Annotated in this window: 36 protein-coding genes; 9 read left to right on the forward strand and 27 right to left on the reverse strand. The window is 66.1% G+C overall.

What is annotated here, in order from left to right:
• Positions 1–179 precede the first annotated feature (179 nt).
• The 7 genes from MYCSM_RS33250 to MYCSM_RS37570 all read right to left on the reverse strand — a co-directional run bounded on the left by MYCSM_RS33250 (position 180) and on the right by MYCSM_RS37570 (position 2,876).
• Complete coding sequence (locus MYCSM_RS33250) at positions 180–494, reverse strand: hypothetical protein (RefSeq protein ID WP_015297919.1); 315 nt, start codon at positions 492–494, stop codon at positions 180–182.
• 169 nt (positions 495–663) lie between these two features.
• Positions 664–831 (reverse strand): hypothetical protein, encoded by a 168-nt coding sequence (locus MYCSM_RS37565; RefSeq protein ID WP_157681606.1) that lies wholly within the window; start codon positions 829–831, stop codon positions 664–666.
• Between the two features lie 62 nt (positions 832–893).
• The gene (locus MYCSM_RS33255) at positions 894–1,211 is read right to left on the reverse strand and encodes a hypothetical protein (protein WP_015297921.1); all 318 of its coding nucleotides are present in this window, start codon (positions 1,209–1,211) and stop codon (positions 894–896) included.
• Positions 1,212–1,359: 148 nt separating this feature from the next.
• Positions 1,360–1,599, reverse strand: a complete 240-nt coding sequence (locus tag MYCSM_RS36540; RefSeq protein ID WP_015297922.1) for a hypothetical protein — start codon at positions 1,597–1,599, stop codon at positions 1,360–1,362.
• Positions 1,600–1,662: 63 nt separating this feature from the next.
• Complete coding sequence (locus MYCSM_RS33260; RefSeq protein ID WP_157681607.1) at positions 1,663–1,851, reverse strand: hypothetical protein; 189 nt, start codon at positions 1,849–1,851, stop codon at positions 1,663–1,665.
• 510 nt (positions 1,852–2,361) lie between these two features.
• The gene (locus tag MYCSM_RS33265) at positions 2,362–2,736 is read right to left on the reverse strand and encodes a type II toxin-antitoxin system death-on-curing family toxin (protein ID WP_015297925.1); all 375 of its coding nucleotides are present in this window, start codon (positions 2,734–2,736) and stop codon (positions 2,362–2,364) included.
• The gene (locus MYCSM_RS37570; protein ID WP_015297926.1) at positions 2,733–2,876 is read right to left on the reverse strand and encodes a hypothetical protein; all 144 of its coding nucleotides are present in this window, start codon (positions 2,874–2,876) and stop codon (positions 2,733–2,735) included. The genes MYCSM_RS33265 and MYCSM_RS37570 overlap by 4 nt, the downstream gene beginning before the upstream one ends.
• Positions 2,877–2,925: 49 nt before the next feature.
• Between MYCSM_RS37570 and MYCSM_RS36550 the strand changes: the two genes are divergently transcribed.
• Both MYCSM_RS36550 and MYCSM_RS33270 read left to right on the forward strand, forming a co-directional pair.
• Positions 2,926–3,135, forward strand: coding sequence for a hypothetical protein (locus tag MYCSM_RS36550; RefSeq protein ID WP_015297927.1), 210 nt, complete (start codon positions 2,926–2,928; stop codon positions 3,133–3,135).
• Positions 3,080–3,622, forward strand: a complete 543-nt coding sequence (locus MYCSM_RS33270) for a hypothetical protein (protein ID WP_051074002.1) — start codon at positions 3,080–3,082, stop codon at positions 3,620–3,622. Before MYCSM_RS36550 ends, MYCSM_RS33270 begins: the two co-directional genes overlap by 56 nt.
• A 143-nt stretch (positions 3,623–3,765) precedes the next feature.
• Here MYCSM_RS33270 and MYCSM_RS33275 read toward each other — a convergent pair whose 3' ends face one another.
• Both MYCSM_RS33275 and MYCSM_RS33280 read right to left on the reverse strand, forming a co-directional pair.
• A complete protein-coding gene (locus tag MYCSM_RS33275) occupies positions 3,766–4,179 on the reverse strand; it encodes a hypothetical protein (RefSeq protein ID WP_015297928.1) in 414 nt (137 codons plus the stop codon).
• A gap of 321 nt (positions 4,180–4,500) precedes the next feature.
• Positions 4,501–5,583 (reverse strand): hypothetical protein, encoded by a 1,083-nt coding sequence (locus MYCSM_RS33280; RefSeq protein ID WP_232425893.1) that lies wholly within the window; start codon positions 5,581–5,583, stop codon positions 4,501–4,503.
• Positions 5,584–5,697: 114 nt separating this feature from the next.
• Between MYCSM_RS33280 and MYCSM_RS33285 the strand changes: the two genes are divergently transcribed.
• Both MYCSM_RS33285 and MYCSM_RS33290 read left to right on the forward strand, forming a co-directional pair.
• Positions 5,698–6,756: a hypothetical protein gene (locus tag MYCSM_RS33285; protein ID WP_015297930.1), complete on the forward strand. Its 1,059-nt coding sequence runs from the start codon at positions 5,698–5,700 to the stop codon at positions 6,754–6,756.
• 148 nt (positions 6,757–6,904) lie between these two features.
• Positions 6,905–7,351, forward strand: a complete 447-nt coding sequence (locus MYCSM_RS33290; protein WP_015297931.1) for a hypothetical protein — start codon at positions 6,905–6,907, stop codon at positions 7,349–7,351.
• A 13-nt stretch (positions 7,352–7,364) separates the two neighbouring features.
• Here the strand turns inward: MYCSM_RS33290 and MYCSM_RS33295 are convergent, their stop codons facing one another.
• The 6 genes from MYCSM_RS33295 to MYCSM_RS33320 all read right to left on the reverse strand — a co-directional run bounded on the left by MYCSM_RS33295 (position 7,365) and on the right by MYCSM_RS33320 (position 10,828).
• The gene (locus tag MYCSM_RS33295; RefSeq protein WP_198345149.1) at positions 7,365–7,676 is read right to left on the reverse strand and encodes a hypothetical protein; all 312 of its coding nucleotides are present in this window, start codon (positions 7,674–7,676) and stop codon (positions 7,365–7,367) included.
• Between the two features lie 107 nt (positions 7,677–7,783).
• Entirely contained in the window at positions 7,784–8,164 is a 381-nt protein-coding gene (locus MYCSM_RS33300) for a hypothetical protein (protein WP_015297932.1), read from the reverse strand.
• A 95-nt stretch (positions 8,165–8,259) separates the two neighbouring features.
• On the reverse strand, positions 8,260–8,688 hold the full coding sequence (locus MYCSM_RS33305; protein ID WP_015297933.1) for a DUF6283 family protein: 429 nt from the start codon (positions 8,686–8,688) through the stop codon (positions 8,260–8,262).
• The gene (locus MYCSM_RS35570) at positions 8,685–9,677 is read right to left on the reverse strand and encodes a DNA cytosine methyltransferase (RefSeq protein WP_015297934.1); all 993 of its coding nucleotides are present in this window, start codon (positions 9,675–9,677) and stop codon (positions 8,685–8,687) included. The genes MYCSM_RS33305 and MYCSM_RS35570 overlap by 4 nt, the downstream gene beginning before the upstream one ends.
• A gap of 134 nt (positions 9,678–9,811) precedes the next feature.
• Positions 9,812–10,120 carry a hypothetical protein gene (locus MYCSM_RS33315; protein ID WP_015297935.1) on the reverse strand — a complete coding sequence of 103 codons (309 nt, stop codon included), beginning with the start codon at positions 10,118–10,120 and terminating at the stop codon, positions 9,812–9,814.
• Positions 10,121–10,360: 240 nt separating this feature from the next.
• A complete protein-coding gene (locus MYCSM_RS33320) occupies positions 10,361–10,828 on the reverse strand; it encodes a hypothetical protein (protein ID WP_015297936.1) in 468 nt (155 codons plus the stop codon).
• A 298-nt stretch (positions 10,829–11,126) separates the two neighbouring features.
• On the opposite strand from MYCSM_RS33320, the gene MYCSM_RS35575 reads away from it, so the two are divergent.
• On the forward strand, positions 11,127–12,227 hold the full coding sequence (locus MYCSM_RS35575) for an FHA domain-containing protein (protein ID WP_015297937.1): 1,101 nt from the start codon (positions 11,127–11,129) through the stop codon (positions 12,225–12,227).
• A complete protein-coding gene (locus MYCSM_RS33330) occupies positions 12,224–12,970 on the forward strand; it encodes a sensor domain-containing protein (protein WP_015297938.1) in 747 nt (248 codons plus the stop codon). The genes MYCSM_RS35575 and MYCSM_RS33330 overlap by 4 nt, the downstream gene beginning before the upstream one ends.
• A 15-nt stretch (positions 12,971–12,985) precedes the next feature.
• On the opposite strand, the gene MYCSM_RS33335 is transcribed toward MYCSM_RS33330, so the two are convergent.
• The 3 genes from MYCSM_RS33335 to MYCSM_RS36555 all read right to left on the reverse strand — a co-directional run bounded on the left by MYCSM_RS33335 (position 12,986) and on the right by MYCSM_RS36555 (position 16,820).
• Positions 12,986–14,917, reverse strand: coding sequence for a serine/threonine-protein kinase (locus MYCSM_RS33335; RefSeq protein ID WP_015297939.1), 1,932 nt, complete (start codon positions 14,915–14,917; stop codon positions 12,986–12,988).
• A 77-nt stretch (positions 14,918–14,994) separates the two neighbouring features.
• Entirely contained in the window at positions 14,995–16,236 is a 1,242-nt protein-coding gene (locus MYCSM_RS33340; RefSeq protein ID WP_015297940.1) for a DUF7373 family lipoprotein, read from the reverse strand.
• A complete protein-coding gene (locus MYCSM_RS36555; RefSeq protein ID WP_015297941.1) occupies positions 16,233–16,820 on the reverse strand; it encodes a DUF4333 domain-containing protein in 588 nt (195 codons plus the stop codon). Before MYCSM_RS36555 ends, MYCSM_RS33340 begins: the two co-directional genes overlap by 4 nt.
• On the opposite strand from MYCSM_RS36555, the gene MYCSM_RS37575 reads away from it, so the two are divergent.
• The 3 genes from MYCSM_RS37575 (at position 16,819) to MYCSM_RS33360 (ending at position 18,579) form a co-directional block, all read left to right on the forward strand.
• On the forward strand, positions 16,819–17,298 hold the full coding sequence (locus MYCSM_RS37575; protein ID WP_157681608.1) for a hypothetical protein: 480 nt from the start codon (positions 16,819–16,821) through the stop codon (positions 17,296–17,298). The genes MYCSM_RS36555 and MYCSM_RS37575 overlap by 2 nt on opposite strands.
• Positions 17,299–17,512: 214 nt before the next feature.
• Entirely contained in the window at positions 17,513–17,959 is a 447-nt protein-coding gene (locus tag MYCSM_RS33355) for a hypothetical protein (RefSeq protein WP_015297943.1), read from the forward strand.
• Positions 17,950–18,579, forward strand: coding sequence for a hypothetical protein (locus MYCSM_RS33360; RefSeq protein WP_015297944.1), 630 nt, complete (start codon positions 17,950–17,952; stop codon positions 18,577–18,579). The genes MYCSM_RS33355 and MYCSM_RS33360 overlap by 10 nt, the downstream gene beginning before the upstream one ends.
• 14 nt (positions 18,580–18,593) lie before the next feature.
• Here MYCSM_RS33360 and MYCSM_RS38810 read toward each other — a convergent pair whose 3' ends face one another.
• From MYCSM_RS38810 to MYCSM_RS33395, 9 genes are all read right to left on the reverse strand, one after another.
• Positions 18,594–18,722 carry a hypothetical protein gene (locus MYCSM_RS38810; RefSeq protein ID WP_015297945.1) on the reverse strand — a complete coding sequence of 43 codons (129 nt, stop codon included), beginning with the start codon at positions 18,720–18,722 and terminating at the stop codon, positions 18,594–18,596.
• 112 nt (positions 18,723–18,834) lie between these two features.
• Positions 18,835–19,038: a hypothetical protein gene (locus MYCSM_RS33365; protein ID WP_015297946.1), complete on the reverse strand. Its 204-nt coding sequence runs from the start codon at positions 19,036–19,038 to the stop codon at positions 18,835–18,837.
• Positions 19,039–19,178: 140 nt separating this feature from the next.
• Positions 19,179–19,340, reverse strand: coding sequence for a hypothetical protein (locus tag MYCSM_RS37580; protein ID WP_015297947.1), 162 nt, complete (start codon positions 19,338–19,340; stop codon positions 19,179–19,181).
• Positions 19,341–19,454: 114 nt separating this feature from the next.
• Positions 19,455–19,763 (reverse strand): hypothetical protein, encoded by a 309-nt coding sequence (locus tag MYCSM_RS33370; RefSeq protein WP_015297948.1) that lies wholly within the window; start codon positions 19,761–19,763, stop codon positions 19,455–19,457.
• A 102-nt stretch (positions 19,764–19,865) separates the two neighbouring features.
• Positions 19,866–20,783 carry a hypothetical protein gene (locus tag MYCSM_RS33375; RefSeq protein WP_157681609.1) on the reverse strand — a complete coding sequence of 306 codons (918 nt, stop codon included), beginning with the start codon at positions 20,781–20,783 and terminating at the stop codon, positions 19,866–19,868.
• Between the two features lie 177 nt (positions 20,784–20,960).
• The gene (locus MYCSM_RS33380) at positions 20,961–21,416 is read right to left on the reverse strand and encodes a hypothetical protein (protein ID WP_015297950.1); all 456 of its coding nucleotides are present in this window, start codon (positions 21,414–21,416) and stop codon (positions 20,961–20,963) included.
• Entirely contained in the window at positions 21,413–22,021 is a 609-nt protein-coding gene (locus MYCSM_RS33385; RefSeq protein ID WP_157681610.1) for a hypothetical protein, read from the reverse strand. Before MYCSM_RS33385 ends, MYCSM_RS33380 begins: the two co-directional genes overlap by 4 nt.
• Positions 22,022–22,032: 11 nt before the next feature.
• Positions 22,033–22,272, reverse strand: a complete 240-nt coding sequence (locus tag MYCSM_RS33390) for a hypothetical protein (protein WP_051074012.1) — start codon at positions 22,270–22,272, stop codon at positions 22,033–22,035.
• A 105-nt stretch (positions 22,273–22,377) separates the two neighbouring features.
• Positions 22,378–23,256 (reverse strand): sce7726 family protein, encoded by an 879-nt coding sequence (locus MYCSM_RS33395; protein ID WP_015297953.1) that lies wholly within the window; start codon positions 23,254–23,256, stop codon positions 22,378–22,380.
• Positions 23,257–23,473 lie beyond the last annotated feature (217 nt).

Genomic DNA, 23,473 nt, shown 5'->3' on the forward strand with positions numbered 1-23,473 from the left:
TGCACCGATCGTGCGCTTCGCCCACATATTCTGATCCCCTGGGTTGGTGACCACGCGCCCCATTCGACAGCCAAGCCGTCCCACCGAGGTGGGAGGTCATGGGTGCGCGGCCAGAGGTCGAAACCGAGTTGCTCACCGGCCATTTCGCCGCCTTTGATGGCCTTGTTGTCGTCCGATTGTCACGGCCGGGTCAGGCGGTAGCCCAGTGATTCGGCCCATTGCTTCAGTAGGGCGGCCGCGCCGTCCTCGGTGTGGTGCGGACCGGCGTAGGTGCCGGTGTAGACCTTCGTGGAGTAGTTTCCACCCACCGCGATGAGAACCACGGCGTCGGCATGATCGGCGGCGTGGACCGTGGCAACGTTGGCGTGCCTTCCCACGGCGATCTCGCCGCCGGTGGCCATCCGGCTCTTGACGGCCATGACGAATTCTTCTGCATGCATTCCGATCTCGGCCAGTCCATCGTTTCGGATGACCACGGTTGTGTTGAAGCCCATGATGGCGGTCCTGTTCCTTTCATTCCGGTCGAGACTGACGCCGTGCGCCCGATGTCCCTAGTCGCCAACGTCGATGCCGGCGGAATCGACGTGTCCGCCGGCCGCTGGTCGCTGGTGGGTCGCGACGTTCACGGGGTGATTACTCCAGGCGGGGGTGACCATGTGGCCTTCAGTTGTCGAGGACATCGATGGCGTTGATCACGGCACGCAGGCTCCGCCTCAAGGCCCGGCGTTCGCCCGCGAGCATCGTCTCCAGCAGTGTGTCTACGCCGTCTTCATCCTCGGCTAATGCCGCTTCCACGACGTTGAGCTCCACGAACTTGTTCTCATAGCCCATCGTCAACACGCTGCCCGGATCCGGCTATCTTGCAACGGATTTGCGAACCTCATGGTGTGCACTCAGCCGGCGTGCGTGTATGACGCCTCGACTTCGTCGACGCGCTCTGCGAATCCCTGTTGTCGGGCCAGGCGTGCGACGACGTTCCACACGCTCTCTGGTTCCTCGAAGCGCTGTCCGGTCAACGCGTATCCGATGTCCTCGACCGTCCTGCAGAGACCGAGCACGCTGCTCATTCCCACGCTGTTCTCGTATGCGTAGTAGAGGGCCCACGCTTGGATGGCCGCTTGGTCGCCGACAGCGATTGCCTGGTCGAGAGTCCCGTCGGGCCGCGGTGGCGGCAGTCCCACCCCAGCCGGTGCGCTGCGTGTCGTCGTCATCGTGAGCCTCCTGAGAATCGCCGGCAATATCTTTGGCGATTCACATCGTGTTGCATCACGAGCCGGTGCGGGTGTAGCCGGTAGGTGTCGTATCGAACTTTCTGTCGCGCCGACTCGCTCATCTCGGCACGACGGTCGGCATGCTGGCTTAGTGCCGCGGAACAGACGGCTCGTCCCGTCGCGGCCGTCCGCGAGGGTTGGGGTCGGGCCAGTAGGGTTCGACAACTGCCAAGACCTGTTCGGGGTGTGTACGCAAGGCGGTGAGGCACGCGACAATGAAGGCGCGCAGTTCGAGGCCGCGGCCCGCGAGTGTGTGTCGAGCGTCGGCTTTGAGCCCTGAGGGGACGCGGACGGTCATCGCCGGGTCTTTGTGTTGGCTGCCGCTCATCTGCCCATCGTAGATTTATGGCTTGCCACTAACAAGCGTCCATCGCCTGCGCTGCCTGTGCTCTCAGTCGCCGACCTGATACGCGTAGCGCCCCGGATCGCACTCGCTCCACCGGCCCACCTCGAATCCGTGATCGGCCACCAGGCACGCCGCGGCCGGGCCGAGCACCCGCTCCGCGCGCCCTTCAATGCGCGCAAGTAGCGATCCGTCGGGCACCCGGGTCAACGCCCAGACGTTCCCGCTCTCGTTCACCAATTCAGCCACCGTAACCATCAGCGGAGCCCGTCCTGCTCACGGCTTGGGCAGGCGGCCCCAAGGTGGGGGCAGGAGTCCGCCATTGCGGGTGAACCCATTGGTTCGTTGCACTGCGGTGCACACCGCCTACGGTGCCCGGCACCCATCGCCAATTCCGTTGCTCGTCGGCACCGGATGGCGGCTGTTGTGCACAGCGCTATCACCGATATCGGCAACGCCATGGCGGTCAGCGGCCCACCATGTCGAACGTGCCACGCCATCAGCGTCGCCGAGAGACCGACGGCCACCGCCGACGCCGCCCCGGCCCGCCATGGCCTCCGCGCGCCGATCAAGTTCCCGCGCAGCCGTCGTTCCATGAGCCCACCCCCTCGTCTGATCGCGCCGACCAGACGCGCCCCGGCAGGATCACCCGACCCAGCCTTGCCAGCCGGCACCGACACAAGAACGAGTCGCTTTTCCCACGGGACACGTGGCGGTCGCCCCCAACTCGGCGGGCAGGCGCGCGGGTTAGACGCTCCAGACTCGCAGCTGGGCGGCGATAGCCGGCACGTCGGCCACCTGGCCGGCAGCCACGGCAACCACGAAGGAAAACCGATCCTCGACCGTGGCCGTGACGTGCACTCCGTTCAGTACGAGAAACGTTCGACATGCGGTCCAACACAACCTCTTGTTGCCGTCCGCGAGAGGGTGATTCTTGGCCAGCGAATGCATCAGCGCCGCAGCCTTGGAGTACAGGTCGGGGTAGGCGTCGGCACCGAACACCGTTGCGTGGAGCCGCCCCAGAGCAGACTCGAGAAGATCGTCGTCACGCACAGCAAGGGCATCACCGACGGCGCGGAGCGCAACCAGGCGGAGGTCGTCGAGGTCGAGGTACTCGGTCACGTGTCCTTCAAGAGGCGCAGTACTTCCAATTCCTCGGCCATCACTCGGTCCAGAGCGGCGTGCACTGCCGCCGCATGCCGCGCGGCGCGGCCCGCATGGTCGGGGTCGGCTGCGTCGTGGCCGTTACGCGTCGGCACCATCGGGCGATGATTTGCAGGTGGGGAAGACTCCGTCGGCAAGGAGACACCCATGAACGCGATCGCACTGAACACCTTCCTCGGCAACCGCCAGCGCTACTTCCCCCGCAGCTGTGACCTGAGCACGGTGGAACTGGGCGTTCCCCGGGTGCACTACGAGAGCCTGCACAGTGTCGAACTGCTTGGACTGGCGCGCCGAAATCTGCATGTCGGCACTCGACGCGCACGGCCAGGCGCCCGATGTCGTGGTCGGCAGCGTTGAGTTCCTCGTCCTGCGGCTGGGTTACGAACCGGTCTGCGATGTCCTGCCGCAGTTCGGCGAGCGTGCCGGCGACTTTGCCGTGCTGTTCACCGACTCTTGGCTCGGCGAGGATCTCGACGAGGACGACGACTTCACCGCGGGGATGCCGATCAGCGTGGCACTGCTGGTTCTGGGCGCGCAGGTGGCTATCGCTGATCCCGATCTCCGGGCGTGGGCCCTTGCCGAGGTCATTCATACGATGCTGCCGACCAGCGCCGGCTTGGTGCTAATGGCAGCCAATCCGCCCCTGAGATGGGCCAGTGCCGCGACCCCGCGGATCCTGAACTCCGTCGCCTCGCCGGATCCGGATTGGCCGCGGATCGGCTGTTCTCGGGTCCCCGGTTACCCGTCGTTCTTCGGCCGGTCGACCGCCTACACCTTCCTCGACGACGCCCGCGCAGCACTTACCGGATGTCGCGACCGAACTGTTGAGGTACCGATCGGTTGAAGGGGCTAGGCGCAGCTAGAGGCGCCTTCGACCGGCACGGGCCAGCGACGCCGGGTGCAAACTCCAGAACGCGTGATCGAGCATGGCGGTAGGGCGGAGGACGTGATCGACGCCTCGCCGCTCACGACGAATCGTCCCTCGACTCATGAACCCGGTCGCAGTTCAATGCCCGCGGTCTGCAGTCCCGGGTAGTTGATCGCTGCACTGCGGCAAAGGCCGGCATCGCCGACGAGTAGATGGATAAGGAGATGCTTGCGTCCCAGGGCAGCGACGAGCTCGTCGACGAGCTCCTGTCGAAAGTGGTCATGGGGTCCCGAGAGGCTAGCCGCTCGGGTTATCGTCAAACACGCACCGTCAGGGAGTTTTTCGATCAGGCCCCATACGTTGGAGGAGGTGTCACCGATATAGGGGCCGATGAGCTGTTCGAGAGTGACTTCGGTGTCCGCCACTGCGGTTGGACGTGTTGTGGCCGATAGCGCCTGGCGGTAGTTCATGCCGGTGCGGCTTTGGAGCTGGCGGGCAGCGGCCTTGGCCGCGTTGTTCCGTCGGTCTGTCATCGTTTCAGTTGTCCCGTCGAAAGTCGCGACCAACGTCGAAGTAAGTGCCACGCACACCCGTTGGCCGACCGTCGAATGGAAGCAATCTGTCGCATCGCCCGAAGGGCGTTGCCCTAGAGGAACTCTCGGCGTGGTCGAGTGTGCTAGGGGGCCGCTGCGAAAGCGGGCTGCCTCGATCGTAGCAGCCGGGCCATACCGCGGCTCGAACCACAATGGCCGCGTAGCACGTTCCGATCGGGCGTGCCTTGCAACCTGCAGTGATCACCGGCGGCGTTCATCCGACGCAAGTTCGGGGCGTTTACCCGCACCCACCATGCGCCCCTAGTGTCCGATCAGGTCTTCGACTACACGCTTTGACCTCTGTGGAATGCGGATGCCGGGGAAGAATCGAGCGACGATGTCCCACGCTTGTTGCCGAGTGCTGACATGCAGATAGTCAATCAGCCTCGCGCAGTCTTCGCGGTCCGAAGTCGAATGTCCCGCAAGTAATTTCATGGCCAGCAGGTGGTCCGCCGGAGTGGCCATCACGTGCAGGTGCGGGTGATCAAAAACCCGCGGACCCTCCCCCGGGTTCCTCGAGGCGTAGACCGCGGCGTGATCGTTCAGCCACGTGCTTGGCCATCGACGTTCGCGGGCGATGTCGCGCGCCGCGTCGACCACCGCGGCATCCGGGCTGAACATCGCACCGATGTCGCGCGTGCTGGCCCGGACCGGACGGTAGGCCAAGAACATGGCCGCACCGCCGATCACGTGTACCTGCCCGATCACGTCGGCGTGTTCGAGGCGCGCCGCAAGGTCGGTGAACGCGTCGAGCGTGTCATCGCGACCGAGAAGCGGTTCGGGCACGGACACCCTTCCGTCGTCGGCGAGGTCGTAGCGATCGACGTAGATGCCGCGCCGGCGGAACGCTGCGGGTGTGCCCGCCAGCGCGTAGAGCCGGGCTGACGGGAGATCGCTGACCCACCAGGCCGAGGTGAGGAATCGTTCCCAGGCGACCGTCCACAGTGGGCTCGGAGTCCCGTAGTGGGCCGTGATGTCCTCGGCGGCCGCGGCAAGGAGCGCGTCGTAGCGTGGCTGGCCGGTCAGGACGGGCTCCGCTTCGACCAGGGACAAAGCGGCGCGTCCGACATCTGCTGCGCCGCGGCGGAATTCCAGGAACATGCGCCAGCGGGTGGGCTCCGATTCCGTGTGCGCGAGGGAGCGGGCGATTTCGGCGAGGGTAAGAGCTCGGGCAGTGGGCATGAGGTCGGTGCGGGCGCCGCGACGCAGGGTTACCGACAGGATCGCGGCACGTGAGTAACCGGTGACTCGGTCGATGCGGCGCGAGGACACGATGCTGCGCGCCCGGGCGGCGGAGACACCCCAGTAGTGCGCGGCCTGGTCGATTGTCCACAAAGGACCCACCACTTCAACGTACGCGCGCGGTGCGCCCATGTTGAGGGCCGGGTCGCGCGCCTGGGGGACCCCGCGAGGTGCCGCGCATTGCAGAATGGACGGCGACGACGAGAGGGGGACGCGATGAGCAGACGCGGAACAACGCCGTGGGCGGCGACCAGCATGCCCGACATCCGCCGCCAGTGGTGCCGTGCGATCGACGCGGTCGCGAACTACTCCTGGGACCACCTCCTCACCGAACTACCCCCTCAGCCACCAGCGCAGCTCGTCGCGATGCGCAAGCGCATCGACCGGACGACGGCGAAGATGGCGGCGATCTCCGAAGTTCTCAAAGACGAGGCAGCAGCCATCCGGAGCGCACCCTTGTACTGGGTGTCGCGCGAAGCGGTCGATACGGTGATGCACGCCGCGGACACCCTCCCGGAGTGGACACCCGCCATCGCCGCCCCAGCGCAATCGGGGTTCCTCTGCTGGGCGAAGTCCGCGGGCACCACGACGTGGGCCACACCGTCGGCGGAGCACACCGAGGCCTCACTCGGATCCAGCGACTACTCCCCCATGCCACTCGATGCGGCCACCAACATCACCGAACTGCCGTGGGACGGCATCGTATGGTGGACTCGCCCAGACGGCCTCATGCAGCTCCTGCCCTGCAGCCGGGACACTTCGGCGACTACCGCGCTCACCCGGGTCGGCATGTCATCGCCAGTCTGGGGCAGCCACACGGTCATGCTCAATCCTGACGTACCGCGCACCGCGGAGGTTCAGAAAACGGTCGGGTCGCACCGCTTCGTGAGCGGACTCGGCGCCGCCTGGCTTCTCATGGGCCAGGCCAACGTCACCGAAACCCGCACCATCGGTCAGCCCACGCCTCCGGCACCGCCGCCCGACAGTGACACCGACGACCTGGAGGCATCACCGTCGGCACCCTCGGCGGTCACCATCGTCGACCTTCTCCGACGTGGCTCAGCCACCCGCCGGTCGACCGGTGCCGGCAAGCAACTCGACCACCGCATCCCGGTAGAGGGCTACTGGCGCCAGCAGCCATGCGGGCCGCGCAACAGTCAGCGTCGACCCCAGTACATCGACGACTACGTCAAGGGCCCCACCAACGCTCCACTCGTCGCCAAAGAACGCGTCCACGTCTTGCGCAACCGACCCGAAGCCGACCTCGAGCCGTGACGCCGGCCACCGCATGCAGCTCGCACCGACAACTACTCCCACACACGGGGCGAGAGGAAATCGACCGTGACGAACGCCTTTCGGGACGCCGTTGCCGCGGCCACCTCCGGAACGCCCTACACCGTCACCGACACCAAGCGAGGCTTCGATGTACGCCTCGACCTCGCCGATGCGCGCTGGTGGGCGCTGGTGGGCGCTGGTGGGCGCTGGTGGGCGCCAGGGACTACGCAACAGCTTCCGGTGGCGCGTCAAACAACAGCCGAACTACTACACCATCATCGACCGCCAGATCACCCTCAACTGGCGGGCCGGGCGTCCCTTCGTCGCCAATATCCTGTGGGAAGTGCAGAGCGGCCGCATCCTGTGCCTGAGCCGGCAGAAGATCTGGGCGCTCTCTGACCACCGCCGTATCGAGCCCGTGTTGGACTACCAATTCAATGCCCGCGAAGGCCGCGACCTCATCCGCGCCGTCGCACGCCAACAGGGGCTCAAAGAGCGACCACCGCTGATCCTGGTACTCCCGCCGGCCATCATCGTCGCCCTGACCTTGGCCCTCATCTCCGCCCTGGCGGTGTACACGGCCACCCACCCGTGAGCGCGGACGCCGATCAGTCCGGGTCCCGGCGGGTGAAGATCGACGCTCTTCCCTCGGTCAGCCATGCGGGTTCCAGGTACTCGTTGAGCGAGATGACGAGAGTCCTTGCGGCACTCGACATCTCGTCGACGTAAAGATGACCGGGATGACCGTCCCCGCCCAACGCCTTGGACTTCTCGAGGATCTCGCGCGCCTTGATCCGATTGAACCGCCAGGCCACACACGCATCGCCGACCGCGATGTGGGCAGCCCCGTCGTCGACGACGGCGAACTCATGGGACCGTCGTCGCTGCAGCCGCGACGCTCCGTTCTGCAACGCGGTCACCATAGCTGCTACTAAGGCCGCCAAACCAGCATCGTCGACGGCCAACAGCAAGACGTCGTCGCCGTTGAAATCAGGCAGGCGCTTCAGCCAAACCGCTCATCGTTGCGCTACGACAACCCGTTGCTGCGGTGTAGCGGGCACAGAACACGACCGCCCACCGTCGAGGTCCACCCCTGGGCCACCATTTCCAGTGGACGCCTGTCGCCAGAGTGGTCCTTATCGGCGGCGAACACCGCCTTGCACCCGGCGGTATCGCATTCGAACAGCCGCCATTCGTCAGCTTGCTCCCTCGTTTGGATCGTCGGCGCAGCGTCCGCTTGAAAGACGATGAGGTACGAGTGGCCCGGGTACCTCGCCAGCTCAATTTCGATCCGCTGCTGCATCTCTGCACATGTGAGCGCTTGTGCGCCGCGGAGCGCCTCGTGGAATCCCGGGCTACCCCGCATTGCGGCGTGCTTGAGCTGCATCTCCCAATCGTCGGTTGTCATCGTGATGCAATCCTTCCTGGTGCGATCCAAAGCCTCGGGATGACCGGCTAACGCTCAGCGACTCGAACCCTATGACTTCGAGGCTCTGTGTTCTGCTATCGCATGTCGGGTCGGCGGCGAACGATCGCGTCGATCACCGCACTCGCGGCCGGGCCGGGAGCGACGAGGTCCCGCAGGCCGTGACGGGCCGCGGCCGCCCCGCTTTCGAACAGGGGCACCGGGCTGGTGTAGTTCATCGCCGCCCGCACCACCTCCGGTGGCATGTCGCGGCGCGCGCCGGCCAATCGCAGGGCCAGTAGCTGATCTCCGTGACACCCAGCCCATCCGGCGCAGAGACGGGATTCGGCGCTCTCCGGTGAATTCTGGTGGCAAAGAAACATTTCGGCAGGTTGAGCGGCCGTGTCTCGGTCGTAGGCGCCGAGTTTGGCGTACTCGCTGGCGGCCCACACTCCCGAGGGGACGTCGCGGCGGTAGGGGCAGGACTGGCACGGGCGCGGCGCCGGCCCGCGCACGGCGGGGCTCACGCCGCGGCCTGGCGATCGGCCAGTGCCTGTGCGACGCGCTCGCCCAACCATCGTGCGACGGGCACCGGCACTGCGTTGCCGATCTGGCGTTTGACCTGCTTGGCCGTGCCGAGGAATTGGTAGTCGTCGGAGAATCCCTGGGCGCGTGCGCATTCACGGTTGGTGAGCATGCGGTGGTAGACGCCGGTGCAGGACACGGTGGCCAGGCCATGGTGGTTGCCCCCTGCGGTAATGGTGGCCAGCGGGTTTTGGTCGGCACGGCGGGGTCGAGCGTTGCGCCGGTACATCACCAGGTGCGGGACGTCGGTGTCGGTGATCTGGTCGATCTGCGCGGAGACGTACAGGCGGCGGGTGAGTCGCGTGCCGAGGTCGGCTTCCAGGATGGCGGCCGCCGGCACCGCCTCGCGTAGAGGGGGTGTGAGGTCGACGGCGCCATCACGGGTGAAAACGCCGAACCAGCGGCGCCGACGTTGGGGTGCACCGAAGTGGGCGGCGTCGAGGACCACGGTTTGGGCGCAGTATCCCAACGCGCGCATGCCGTCGAGCCACCATCGGTAGAGAACCCAGTCGGCGAACTCGGGGACGTTCTCGACAATGACTGCTTCGTAGGCGTGCGCTTCGGCGGCGGCGATGACGGCGAACGCAGTGGCGCGGTCGAGAGCGCCGGCGTCGTTGCGGCTCATTTCCTCGTTGACGGGCAGCTTCTTTCGCCCACCGGCGGGGGTGTGCCACACGCATGACGGTGAGGCCCACAACAGGGTGGTGCGGGGGAACCGTCGCATGTCGGCGTCGTGGAGGTTGGCCAGGTGGTGCTCGGTGTCGGGGTGGTTGAGGCGGTGGGTGTCGACGGCGGTTTCCCAGTGGTTGGCGCAGGCGTCGATGCGGTAGCCGGCCTGGCGTAGTCCTTCAGAGGATCCGCCTGCGCCGGCGAAGAAGTCGGTGACCGTGAGTCCCTGCGATCGCGCGGAGCTGTCGATGAGCGAGTGCATGTCGCCCCTCCCGTCGTTAATTAAGTGGCTTGCCACTTACGATAGCCGGCGATGCGTTACGGCGCCAGGCCATGGGCGTCGGCGAGGTTCCGGGCGTTCCCGTTGGCGTTCGACGGTGGGGCCCAGTTGCGGCATTAGGCGCTGGAGCGGGGTGCCACGTCGGCCCACCGCGCGGCGATGACGGACGAGGGTGCGATGCCGAGCTGGTCGGCGGCGCCGAGCGCAGCCAGGAATACATCGCCAAGTTCTGCCAGTACGTCGGCGGTTTCGGCGCGCCCGTAGGAGCGTTTGATGAGTGCGCCGACGACTTCTCCGCCTTCTTCACCGACCTTCGCTACCCGCACCCAGTCGCATCGCTGGACGCCGAGCCGGTCGAGGTGTTCCCCGACGTCCTTGGCTAGCGCGTCGAGGTCGGTGAGTGTGCGTGGCCGCGTCGTCGACATGTGTTCTCCCCTAGGTTCTCGGATGTGGGCACTGCACGTGCCGCGCTTCCGGGATTGCAGTGTCGCGGTTGCAGCGGTGGTCAGACGAGACGGACACGGCGCGACGCACACTATCTCCGCAGACCGGCCTGGCAGGTGCGTCCGAGGTCGGGGTTGGTCGATGCTCGTTCAATGAACGGTCTCATCAACCGGCAGCTCGCGGGAGGGGTCAGCCAGGCGGGCAGGTCACGGGGAGGCGCTTCATCCGGTTGTCCGAGCGGGTGCGGCGTGGCCGAGGAGCGAGAGTTGGTTGTCGGCATCGAGGGAGTTGATGTGCCAGCTGTGCGGGAGGACGGCCATGTGGTGCTCGGTGAGCAGCCAGTAGTTGACGAGCTCGAAGACTTCGGGCAGTGGCGTTCGAAAGACTTGTTCGGATTCGTGGTGGGTCGCCTGCCCGGCTTCGTATCCGTCGGCGTACCAATCGGTTTCGCCGCTGATGAACCTTGCGGTGAACGGGAGCCCGGGTCGCTGTTGAGTGACTTCGACCGTGTAGGTGGTCTCGGTGACGACGAAATCGAGCACGTCAGCGCCGTAGCGGTCTGCTGGGGTGTGATCTTGGTCGAAGACGGGGGCGACCGATTTCAACAGTGGGGGCCCAGCGAGCGCCTCGACGAGCGGAGGGTTGCCGCGATCAGTAAGGCCTGCGGCGCGGAGTGCGTTGGCAGTCATGAGTTGGAAAAACCTCCCGGTGCTACACAAATAGATGAAGCATATGGGAAGACTATAACCATGCGCCAGATCACATGCAACACCTAAAGATGAAGCACTCCGCGTCCACCCGTGTTGCAGTACGCAACTGTCGGAGCGCTCCGCCATGCCATCTGACCTGCATATGACCGTCCGGCGGCTAGCGCAAATGCGAGAAACGCCCAATCGTCCCCCAGCAGCTGTCCCGCGCAAAGATGCAGCAACTAGCCCGTTTTCCCCGTCGAATCGCCCTTGGTGTGCGATTTAAAGATGAAGCAGCATGGGATACGATTTGACCGTGCCGAACATCCCTCCGCTGCTGGTAGCGACCAGCGGCACCACAACGTTCGCAGTTCAGCCAGACGACGGTGTCGCCACGCTGGGACGCGACCCCTCGGCGACGATCCACATTCCCGACAACCGCGTCTCCCGGCGACACCTGCTGTTTGAGCCTCGCGAGGACGGCTGGCACGCCGTCGACACCAGTCGTAACGGCACCTATCTGGCCGGCGAGCGTTTCGAGGACATCGTGATCAGTGCCACCACGGAGGTGCATCTCGGTGCTCCCGAGGGCATTCCAGTCCGACTCACGGTGACCGAGACAGCACCCAGTCACCCCGCCGACCCGGCAGAGCCCAACGCGGACGCCGATCTCGACGAGGACTTCGCTGACGACACCGAGGATGTCGACCCCATCATCGCTCGGGTCGGATCTCAGGTCGCCGCCCGCCGCGAGCAGCTCGGATTGGCTCAACGCAAGCTGGCCCGCGACGGCGTGGTTGCCGCTGGTGCTCTCATCGCACTCGAGAAGGGGCGCCGGTGGCCGCGGGCGAAGACCATTTCGAAACTCGAACATGCACTTGGTTGGCCTGCCGGATATCTCGGAGAGCTTCGCGACGAAGCCGCGGCCTCGTTGTCGACGACAGTAGAGGCTCCCCTGCTGGCCAGCGCAATCGAACTTCACCTGGCCACCCTGAGAGCCTCCGTCGGTCGGCTCCCCGCTATCGACGATCCTGACTACACACCGGTGGTGACGTCAATCTTGGCCGACCTGCGCAACGTGGAGCACGTGGTCGCAAATGCCGCGCGGACGGCAAAGGGCACGCCAGCGATCGCGCGCACACTCGGCTCGGTACGCCAACTGTACGGAGACCTCATGACCCAGGCGGCGCGCTCGCCGTACGCCACTCTCGGTCAGCGTCTCTACGCCACCCGGACCGCCGGCGGGCTGACCGCCGAGGAGGCCGCCAACGCTGCTGGCGTCGCCGCGGACGCAGTCCTGGCCGTCGAGGACGGCCGGGACGTCGACCCGGTCACGGCCGCAGCCCTTGCTGCGCTCATCACCCAGCTCCAGGGCCCCGGCGGAACGGCTCCGCGATGACGATGAGGCCCCGCGGTGCGCGCGCGGCTGGCGTCGTGGCCGTCGTCTGCGCGGCCGCGGTCACCGGGTGCACGACGACCATCCCTGGTGCAGCGCACACGTTACGGACCAGCCCACCCAGCACACCTTCCACCGCGGCGCCACCGGCCGGGGACGGCCCTTCGAGCGGCTTCATCACGCCGACGTCGTTGGGATCGAAACTTCTCAAGCGCGACGCCGTCGCAGAGACGGTGGGAGACGCCGGCCTGAAGCCGATACAGACCTACGACAAGCCGGATTTCAGTTCGGTGATGCAACCTCCGCAGTGCGACTACCGGGCATTCCCGGCGCGCAGCACCGCCTACATGAGTTCGCTCCTGGAAGGCATGGCCGGGGAGGCCAACAGCGATGACGCGACCGGTGTGCTTGCGGCGCAGGTTGTCTCATCCTGGACGACGGTGGACCACCCGAAGATGGTGCTGTCGACCATCACCGGGGAATGGCGCATGTGCCCAGAAGGGCAGGCGTTCACCTCGTTTTCCAACGGTGACACGACACCGTGGGTCAGTGGGCCGATCACCACGGCCTCCGAGGATCGGGCAGTCTCGCTGATGACTCGTCAGGAGGGGGCCGCGAAGTCGTGTGCGCACGTCGTGACCGCCTACCTGAACACGGTGATCGAAACGTTGGTTTGCGGGCCGGGTGACACTGTTGCCCAGGCCAGCGTCATCGCGGATGGCCTTGTGGCGAATCTGCGGGCCTGACCGAGCGCGTCAGCGCTACTGCAGCGCCGCGGCCAGTTGGGGGGCCAGGTTCTCGTTGAGATACTGGGTGGCCAGCACCCCGCCAGGATCATCAAGCGCCGCAACGACGTTGGGGTCATCTGCGACGACGATGGTCCCGTGGTAAGCGACGAGCTGCTTGGGTAGCCCAGAGAAGCCTCCCCCGCCGGCGTCCTTATCGGTGCGAATCACGAGAAGGACATCGGACTCGATTTGGTAGAGCTTCTCGGGGTTCGCCAGCGGCCGAAGGCCAGTGGCGTCGGTGGCTTCGCGCCTGAGATCCTGGTTGTAGACGAAGCCCAGCGCAGTCAGGTAATCCGCGGTGTTCGACGGTGTCAGGACTTGGCCGACCCCGAAGTCGGTGAGGGTGATCGCCGTCGCCGACTTGTTCTTGAACGCCTCAGTGTTCGCGTTGCGCATGTCAGCCAACTGCGAATCAGACAGGGCAATCAGCTCATCAGCCGATTGCTGTTTGCCCAGGATCCGCCCAACCCATTTCAGTCGTTCGCGCCATGTCCAGTCCTGGGGACGCAGGGCTTTGGGTTCAGTGATGGTGGGCGCGATCGCCGTCAGTTTCGTGTACGTCGCATCGTCGATCGCGCCGGAGGCGATGATGACGTCGGGATGGGCTGCCGCCACGGCGGCCGTATCGAGGAAACCAAGGACGTGGGTCCCCGTGGCGTCTTTCGCCTGCAGCCATCCCGGAAGTGTCCCGCCGGCGGCGACGGCAACTACCGGGTGCACACCGAGCGCGAACACGGCGTCCGCATCGCCCGGCCCCACGACGGCAACGGCTGACGGCGCCGAGGCCAGGGTGATCGATCCGTGGGTGGTGTCGAAGGTTTGGGGCAGATAGACCGCCTCCGGCGCGCGGCCGGGCCACCACCAGAGAACTCCGGCTGCGGCCACGGCCGCCACGACGGCCATCAGCAGGATCGGGCGCAACCACCGTCGCCGTGAACGGGCGGCCACGTGCGCAGCTCCCGGCCGGCTGCGTCCCGATTGTGGGCCAAAGAACCGGCCATCGGGAGGCGTCGACGCCTCGGCTGCCGATGGATCCGTGAACTGCCCGGACCGCGCCGACGTACCGGCGGGGACCTCGTCGAGGGCAGCTGCAACGGCCGCGGCGAACTCCCCCGCGCTGCTGTAGCGGTCAGCCGGATCCTTGGCCATGACCCGGACCAAGATCGGGTTGAGGGCTACGGGCAGGTGCGGGGCACGGTCGGTGAGCAACGGCGGCGCTTGCAACAAGTGCGCGGCCGCCATTCCCGCGAGACCGCCGCTGAATGGCGCGTGCCCCGAGAGCAGTCGGAACAGCGAGCATCCCAGTGAGTAGATATCGGCGCGCGGACCCACCGCTTGAGGATCACCGGCGAGGGTCTCGGGTGCAGCAAAGGCGACACTGGCCATAACGGTGCCGTCCTGGGTGAGTGCCGAGGCTTCATTGAGTGCGCGCGCGATGCCGAAGTCGGCCAGCAGCACGCGACCAGATTCGGCGGCGAGGAGGAAGTTGGCGGGTTTGATGTCGCGATGGATGATGCCGCGGCCGTGCGCGTAGTCGAGGGCGGCGGCCACTTCGGTCACGATATGAACGGCGCGCTGCGGTGCCATGTGGCCGGCGGTCTGCTCACGGTCGGCGTCGGTGCCCTGGACGTACTGCATTGCGATCCACAGTTGACCGTCGCTGGTTTCCCCGCGGTCGTAGACGGTGACGATGTTGGGGTGATCGAGCGTGGCCGCCAGATCGGCTTCGCGAACGAATCGGGATCTGAACTGTTCATCGTGGGAGAGTTCGGCGCTGAGGATCTTGAGGGCGTCGTGACGGGGCAAGGAGCGGTGGGCGGCTCTGTAGACGGTGCCCATTCCTCCGGCGCCGAGTCGCTCTTCGATGCGGTAGCCAGCGATGGTGGTGCCTGGAGGTAGCGTCACGACGCGTCCTCGGTGCTGTTCATCGCCTCAAACTACCGGCGGCATGGGCCCGTTCCCCCGGCCGCGCGCCGACGCCGTCAGGGGGCGGTGAGCATCAGATACTGCGCAGCGGACTTTTGGCGAAGTTCTTCAGGATGGGTGGCCAGCACCACAGCGACGTAGCGGCCGGCGGTGAGAAGACATTGGTAGAGACTGAGCGGATCGGTCTTGCTTTTACCGCTGCAGACCGTCGTCGAGGGCAGGCCGTCGGCCGGCGGGAGCGGTATGAAGTCGGCGTCGGCGGTGATGTCTCGGGTGAGGCCGTCGAACAGTGTCTTCGCGGCGGCAGCATCGGGTGTTGAGTACACCGCGGCCGCGTCCCCGACGCCTTGGACTTGCATGCCGGAGTCAGCGAACAGCTTGGCCGAGACGACGGGGGCGCCCTGGAAGTGCAGTGCGGCCCGCGGCTCGAACACACCGTTTTGGATCGTGAGATTTTCGCGGGCTACCGGCAGGGTTCGTTGCAGCACCCCGTTCGAGTCGACGGGAAGGGTGCCAAACTGCGCCGGATCGGTGGCCGGGAATTCGTCGAGGCGCGGGAGCTGCAGGTCCAGGATCTTGGCGATCAGTTCGGCGGTTTCGTCGCTGTCGCCTTTTTGGATGCGGCTGTAGTTGTAGATGACGTACTTGCCATGGGGGGTGAAGCTTTCGACGGTACTGGTGCCGTCGGTGAGTGTGCCTGCCCGGGCGCGGGCTTGCGGATACCCAGGGACGCTGTGAGGGGACACCTGCCCGTTGGGATACAGGGCGGCGGGCGGGGGTTGTTGGCTGATGTCGTCGGCCGCGGCCCGCGCGTCGTCGGGCGAGGCGAATTCCCAGACCGAATTGGTAAGGCCCTTGGCCCCGCCGGCTTGTCCCCCTGATTCGATGGAGGTGGTTCGGTCCGACGAGAACCCGAGCACGAAGTGGTGCCGTTCGGCGAGGAATTGCACTGGGTCAGGAAGTAGCCCACTGAGCGCCTTCGCATTCTTGAGGGCGTAGGTTTCGGTCACGACGGCATGCAGCAGTGTGGGGTCGACCTCCCAGGGGCCCACGACATAACCGGCCAGGCGCTGCGCCTCAATCACCGTGCCGTTGCGTCCCTCCTGATCAGCCGTACCGAGCGGCCGCGACGGGGTGGTGGGGTAGTTCCCGGGGCGCAGAAGACCCGGGATCGCCGAATCTGCGGTGAAGCCCCGGTCTCGATGGGCGTGCCCGTCGACGATCGGGGTGCAACCAGCGCCGGCCAGAGCTATTGCGAGCAAGACACTGGTGGTGCGCGCGGCCTTGCTCACCGTCACTGCGGGGGACTCACCGTGTAGTCGCCCGAGGAGTTGTCGAAGGAGACGTTGACACGTCGCGGGATTCCGTTGATGCGCACGGTGCAGGTGAACGTTGCGCCGGCGCGCACGGTGGGGTTCTGGCCGTTGTTGCAGGTGACGTCGGAGACCGCGCCCAGTCCATAGCCGTTAGCCTTGTCGGAAAGTAGCTGCTCGATGCTGCGTTGAGCGACGGTGATGTCGAGCTTGGTGGTGTTCAGGAAGCCCGGCTTCCACAGGCCCAAAATCAGGAACGCGGCAATGCCCACCGCCGCCGCGGCACCGACTTGAGCTGCGCGTCTAGTCGTGGCCGCCCGGGTGCCGGATGGGGTGTCGGGGGCGGTTGTTGCAGTCAAGAGGTGGGCAGTCGGCGGGCCAAGTCGCTCGTCGGCTGCGTTCGGATGTAGCGGCGACGCGCCAGGCCCCTCTTGGTGCTCCTCTGCGGCAGCTCCCTGCTCGACACCGGCCGCGATCTCCGCGAACGGGTCCGGCCCCGGGGCCCGGGGCGTCCACGGCGCAGTCCCGTCCGAAGTTGTCCCTTCCGACTGTGATTCCGAGGGATCCATGCTCGTCATCCTGTTGCAATTCTGCCGGCGCGCGCGCATCGCAACACCACCACATCACAGCGCCGACTCACCCGGCGCTCCCGCCGTCGACGGCGCCGCCGAACTCCCTGAACCACACGAAGTACTTGTTGTTCCAAATGGCAGCATCGGTGAGATCCCCAACATCGACGCCTTCAGGGCCGTAGGTATCGAGCACCTCCAACGCGAGCCGGAAGCACGCTGCAAGATTGGGGCCTTGCTGGCTATTCCACAGAGCAACCAAATCGTCGACACGTTGGCGCACTTCTGTCACAACGTCAACGGGAGCATCAGCAGGCAACGTGATGAGGACTTGTCGCGCGTGGGCGAGCAGGCGTTGCCCATCGACGAACTGTCGGGCCAGGACCTCGATCGCGGCGGCAGGCTTCATTCGGAAGACAGCATCGCCGGAATCGCTATCGGTTACGTCCATAGGCCTGCTCCAATCCCCTCCGGCTGATCCTTCGGGACGCAGAAGAGCCGCCGACTACCTTGCTGGTCGAATCTACAGAGTTCCGGCTCTCTGGCCTCCCGGTGGACGGACGCGCGCTGTTTTGGCCGTCGCCGCGACACCGCAGACCTCCGATGAACGGCGCGGTCGACCCGGGGCCGTTCATCGTCGGCGCATGCCGCTCACGCCGCGATAACCTGTCGACACGACACGACCACGATGGATGCTCAATTTGCTGACCACACTGCATGCCAGCCACAACGGCGAGTTCTACCGCACCCGGCTGCACGACCTCCTCGACGTCGCCGAACTCATCCGTGAGAGCCCGCGACGCCTCGAATCCGCCACCACCGCCCACGGATCCCTGATCATGTGGTTCAGCCCGCGCTCGCGCTCACTGGTCAACAAACACGCCACCGAACTCCTGCTGGCCACCACAACCTTCTCCGCAAGCCAGGTCCCCCTATTGCACGGCGACATCGTCATCACCGGGCGTGACGGTCACGGCCACCTCGACAGCCTGACTGAGGAGCAACTCCAGCACCTCGTCAACTACGAGCCCGGGATCATGCGGGCCCGCACCCTGAGCCGCCGCTTCGCCCGTGATCACCGCCATCGCCGCGCAGCGTTCGACGCCGCATCTGCGGCCACCCCGCCTCCATGGCGTTGACCGCGGCCGCCCCTACGTGGGTCGATTCACCCTGGCTCACTCTCGTTCGAGAACTCGCGCCGGCGGCGGCCGCTCTCATCGCCCTGGGCGCGGCATGCGTCGCGTTCGTCATAGGCCGGCGTCAGATCGCGGCCAGCAGCGCCAACCTGGACAAGCAGCTCGCCGCCCAAGCTCGCGAAGCCCGCCTCGACCGGCAAGCGCAGGACGCCCGGGCCACACGCGCCGAGCGACGCGATGTCCTCGTCGACGCCGCACGCGCCGTACAGACCGTTCGCCACCTCGCCATCCGTTTGCACTGGATGCGCATCGCGACCCGCGCACCCGAACTATCGGGTCAGCCCTACAGCGCCGACGACGCCAACACTCTCTCCCAAGAACTCGACGGCGCACGCGAGACCATCGACTTTTACGTCAGCGTGCTCACCGTGATCGGCTTATCAGAACCCGCCCAAGCCCTCTCGGATCTCCAAGACACCTTCGACTCATACTGCACAGCCGGCGACGCACCACCCGGCGAAGTATCCGAAGTGACTGCCGCGGCCCGCGCCACCCTGAGCCGCTTCGCCGCATCCCTACCCACCGAACGGCGTCCCGTCGCGGGGGATGGTCCGCACGATTGAAACCACCGTCGGAGTTACGTGCCGCGTACCGAGATGATCAACCGCCCGTCCGCAACGTAGGCGCTGAATAGCTCCAGCGGGTCGCCGTTCACGTCCAAGACATCAATCCCGTCGAGGTTGAGCAGATTCGACGCTTCGTCCATTGGCCTAGTTCACCTTTCGTGTGCTTGACCTGATCTCATTCAGGGCGACCCTCGCGCTTGCTGAATCGGCGAGCCCGCGGATTGCACCACCAACCGCACCATCGCCGAGGGATCAGAGGGCAACCACTTGACCGGTCGCAGGATCGAATACTTCGACGTGCTGGCCGAAGATCTGCTCCTCAGGCGCCCATCGCCATTGCAGGCCTCGCCTACCCAATCGCCGGTTCAGCTCCACCTGCTCGTCGTCGTATCCGAAGTCCTCGGCCTTGTTCATCCGCTCGATCAGTGCCCGATCGCTGAGCCGCGCGATGTCCACTACGCACCTCCCCGAAGAACGTTCTTCGATTGCCGTTGGCAGCCATGATGCATAGCGACGAGCCACCCACCAGGCACCGACACTGAAACTCGCACAGGTTTCCGGAAGCTTTGCACCGCCGACCGACCGGCAGTCCTCTGTCAACCAGTGATCACTACTCCGGCTATTGCGGCGAGCGCCAGAACCAGGCAGAGGAGCGCCCACCATGGGCGGCGCTGGGCCAGCAGAACGAAACCGAGAATGCACAGGACCACCCCGGCCGCAGCCAGAAGCAGCCCGGCGACCGCCGCACTCAGCGACATGCAACCCCGCCCAGTCCCAATACCTGCTGCACGTGGCGCCTCTCCCCGGCTCGATACAGAAGTGGTTGGCGATCGCCGTGATCACACCCACGCCTCTCAAGGATGCCCCAGAACTCAGCGATCATTGTCTGGATCCAGCAAGGCTGCCGCCAGTCGGTCTTCCTCGACATCTGCTGCGACGATGACATGCTCTTCTCCTGTCAGGAGGTAGGGCCATCGCGCGTCGGCGAGACTACGACGCGCCAGATCGCGGCCCAGGACCGAGCGCGCCCACTCCTCACCGCGCCGCTGGATGACCGCCAGACAGGCGTGCACGGCATGTGGATCGACGAACTTCGACGCACGGCCCGCTGTGACTGCGGCCTGACGCATTTGCACCAGCTGCGGTTCCGGAATCTTGGTCTGCTGCAACGGTGTTCCCATTCTTGTCATCTGAGCCGGATAGCACGACCACGCGCGAACCGACTCGTTGCCTGTCAGCCGTTCTGTTTTTCTCACAGGGTTACGCCATGCAGGTTCGGCGTTTCATCCCCGGGCTCCACTGCCGGGCACCGCTGAGGTGCAGGCCGTCGCGGCGCCTTGCAGGTCGTCGACTTCGCGGTCCAGGTAGTCCAGCTGCGTTCGTAGCGATCTGATCGAGGGTCGGATTCGCGCCGCTATAGCCTCGGCGGCGGCGGTGATGTTGCCGTATTCCTTTACCGCTGCGCCTATCTGAGCGATCGCCGCGACGTCAATGGTGGGATACATGGCTGTGGAGGCATCACCCCAGTTCACGCGGAGTCCGAGCGCATCTTCGAGCACCCGCAGTCGTCGGTGGAGTTCTTGGGCGTCGGGACCGCGTCGCTTCGCGAATTCGGCCTCGACCTGCAACCGGATTGTGCGCCGCGTCTCCTGCTCGATCTGCCATGTCTGGTTCTTGATGGTGCTGGCGCGCAGAGTCTCTAGGCGAGACATGATCGAGCGCAACGCATCCCAGGACGGCTGGTGGTCGCGTTTTCGCTCAGCCCGCACATGGACCGTCATCAGATGGTCGCCGCCGGTAGGTGGCGACATCAACCCCCAACCGTGCGGCAGTTCACCGTCTTTGACGATCGCGGGGTCGGATACGACGATCCACCACTCATGGCATTGATCGGCCCACTGGTCCGCTTTGTCTGCTGCACGGGTGATTTCGCGGCGCCAGTCAGCGCGCGAGGTCTTGATTTCGTATCCGATGAGGCATCGACCCGACGCGGCGGTGTATCCGACGTAGACGGCGTCTGCGCGTCGGCCGTCCCCGAAGGGGCCGTTCGGAGACACTTCAGGGACGAGGGTTCCGCCGGCCCATTGATCGGCCGGGCCTGTCAGACCATGGTGGGCGCGCAGCATCTGGAGTAGAGCAGCAGCTGTGACCTTCGGTGCGGCTGAGCAGTTGCCGCGCCGGCTCGTTCTGCTTGTCGTCATTCGAATATCCCTGTCCCGTAGCGTCTTCCGCTCTACTGATCACGCCGCCACGATTCGAAGGACCTCGCGGTCACCGGTAGCTGGCCAACCATTGACTATCTTGGCCGCCGCCCGGCATCCGATATCGGAGGAAGGGTGTGTCGCAGTGGACTTTCCGCGCCTAGGGCCGGGGGCGGTTCATGCGAAGCGACAGGCCGCCATGACACGTTGTTCGGTATCCACGATGTCGGAGACGTCGACGGCGAAGCCGCCGGCGATCCCACGCTGGCTGGCCGAGCCGGACGGGGCCGGGTTGTCCCTGGCCAAAGCCACCATCCCCATCGTGTGGCGGGCCCGATCGGCGATGCGATCGAGCTCGGGCCTCACGGACGGTGACGATGTCGACTCGGCGAAGCGCTGCAATGCGTCCGCCCATGCGAGGTAGTCGCTGAGGGGCGGCCCCGCGTCGATCTGGTCGTCTGCGATGAGGTCGCGGTGCTCGTGGATGTAGGACACCGTCGCGCGGACGGTGCGACAATCCGCGCTCGGCGCGGTGATCAACAACGCGGCGGCCCCGACTGCGGATGCCACCAACACGGCGAAGGCTGCGACGCGGACCCACTGGCACCCATGCGGCGCGCGTTCTCGGTTCATCGTTGGGTGGGCAGCGCTTTGCCGGTCAGTGGCACCTCGAAGGAGACGCACATCGCCAACACGGGGCTGCAGGGCCAGTCCACCTGGCACTCCGTGTAGGTCGTGCCGTCGTACTCGCCGCCGCCGATATACACAGGGGTGCACCCACGGCACCACAGCTCCAAACGTGGCGTCGCGGCGCATCCTCCTTCGGGATCACGATCGTGCTCACAATCGCCGTCCCAGCACTCTTGCGGCTTGGTGGTAACCCGCCAGGGACGATGAATGTCGAGGTGCGCGAACAGGCCGTCGCCGTAGGGTCCCTCACCGGCTGCTCCGTGCCGGCGGGCGATGGCCTCGCGCAACGCAACCTCGAGCGGCTCGCGTCGATCGCGGGGCGGCACACCGAACAGGCCGGGTTCGCCATCGGGATCGCCGACCCGAGGATTCAACCGGTCAGCGGCTTCTGCGGGGTCGATCAGTGCCGCGTAGTGATGGCGGTAGCGGTCGGTGTCCCATACGTGCGCGCTGACAAAGCCCATGGCATCGGGCATCCCGTCGAACGGTCCGAACATCCACCGCAGACCGTCTGCCTCGACGCCAACGGCCAAGCGGCCATCCCACATCCCACCCACCGTCACCCTCCCCGCGTCGCTTCTACGTCACCTCGACGCGTAACCGACGCCGCTGCAGCTGCCGCGGTCATGCCCGATTTCCATTGGGCGTAGAAGCGGTCCATGGAGTAGCCGTCGGTCTTCTCGTCGCCATCGGCGCTGTGGCCCAGCTGGGCCTCGAGGTCGTCGACCCAGCGCTCCCATGCGTCGGGTTCACAGGCCGCCGACTCGGCGGCCCACAACGCGGCGTGATCATCGTCCATGCCCTGATTCTGTGCCCGCACCCCGACAACCGCGGTGTGCACACGCTCAGCTGGGCCGGAAAGTGCGACAGCGGCGGCTCGGAGGGTCTGATCGGCACGGGTCGGTTACCCAGCGGCGACGCTGCGACCAGGCGGCCGGAACTGCTCCGCGGGGCGGTGCAGCAGCGCACCGAGCCGCCGCCAGGCGGTCGGCGTCAGGCTCAGGCCGGCCGCGGCGGCCTGCAGTGACATCGGCAGGCCGGCGTCGCGGGCTGCCTGGCGCTTGCGCTGGTCACGGCGGGCAAGTTCGGTAACGAATTCGTGGTAGGCGGTCTCGACGTCGAGCTGCATGAACAGTCCGCTGAGTCGGTGGTAGATGCGGGTGTTGGGCACGTCTTGTGCGTAGCCCAAGCGTCGACCCACGATGTTGAGCAGTTCGTCTCGGCGCAGGACCCGAAACAGTGAGGAACGCTCGATGCGGTCGAGTCCCCCACTGGGTGGCCGGACGGCTACGACTGTGTCGTCCTCGGAGAGGGTCGATACCCCGACGTGCCATGGAGTTTCGGCGAGCACCCGGTTCAGCTTGGGCGGCGAGGTCAGAACGACGACATGTTCGAAACACGTAGCGTAGCTATGTAGTTGAAGATCGAGGCGGCCCAGCCCGTCGAGGTCTGTCTTGATCTCGTAGACCACTGGCCGTTCGCCGGCGATGACAAGGTCGGCCACCGACATGAACACCGGCAAGCCGGTCATCGCGTTCACCACCTCCCCTGTCCCGGCCGCTTGGCTGATCACAGCGGTGGCGTAGACGTATTCGCAGCGGTAATCGCGCCTCAGTGCCGCGTAGGCGGTGTCGAACGCGCCCGCCAAGGTGTCACCGGGCAGAGCATGCTCGAGCACGGTTGCGAGCCGGTCCCACGGCGCGGGCTGGTGCTTACCGGCCAACTGCCTGATACACCGGGTACTGAACGCCGCTGCAAGCTCCCGACCCCAGCCTCTGCTCATCGCCCCCCCTCTTGCCCCCGGTGCGGGCCGTCCGCGACGCTGCGAGCCACACCGCCAGTTGATCCCGCCGATTGTTGACACCCGTCGGCGGCGATGGTGGGACGTCCACACCAGGCAGTGCATGAAAATTGCTATCGGGGCACCGCGGCTGGGGGGAATGTGCGGCGAAGCCGCGTCACACCCGCACCCCCGCGACGGCACAGCCTAGGGTGCGCTC

Source organism: Mycobacterium sp. JS623 (assembly GCF_000328565.1).
Classification (GTDB): Bacteria; Actinomycetota; Actinomycetes; order Mycobacteriales; family Mycobacteriaceae; genus Mycobacterium.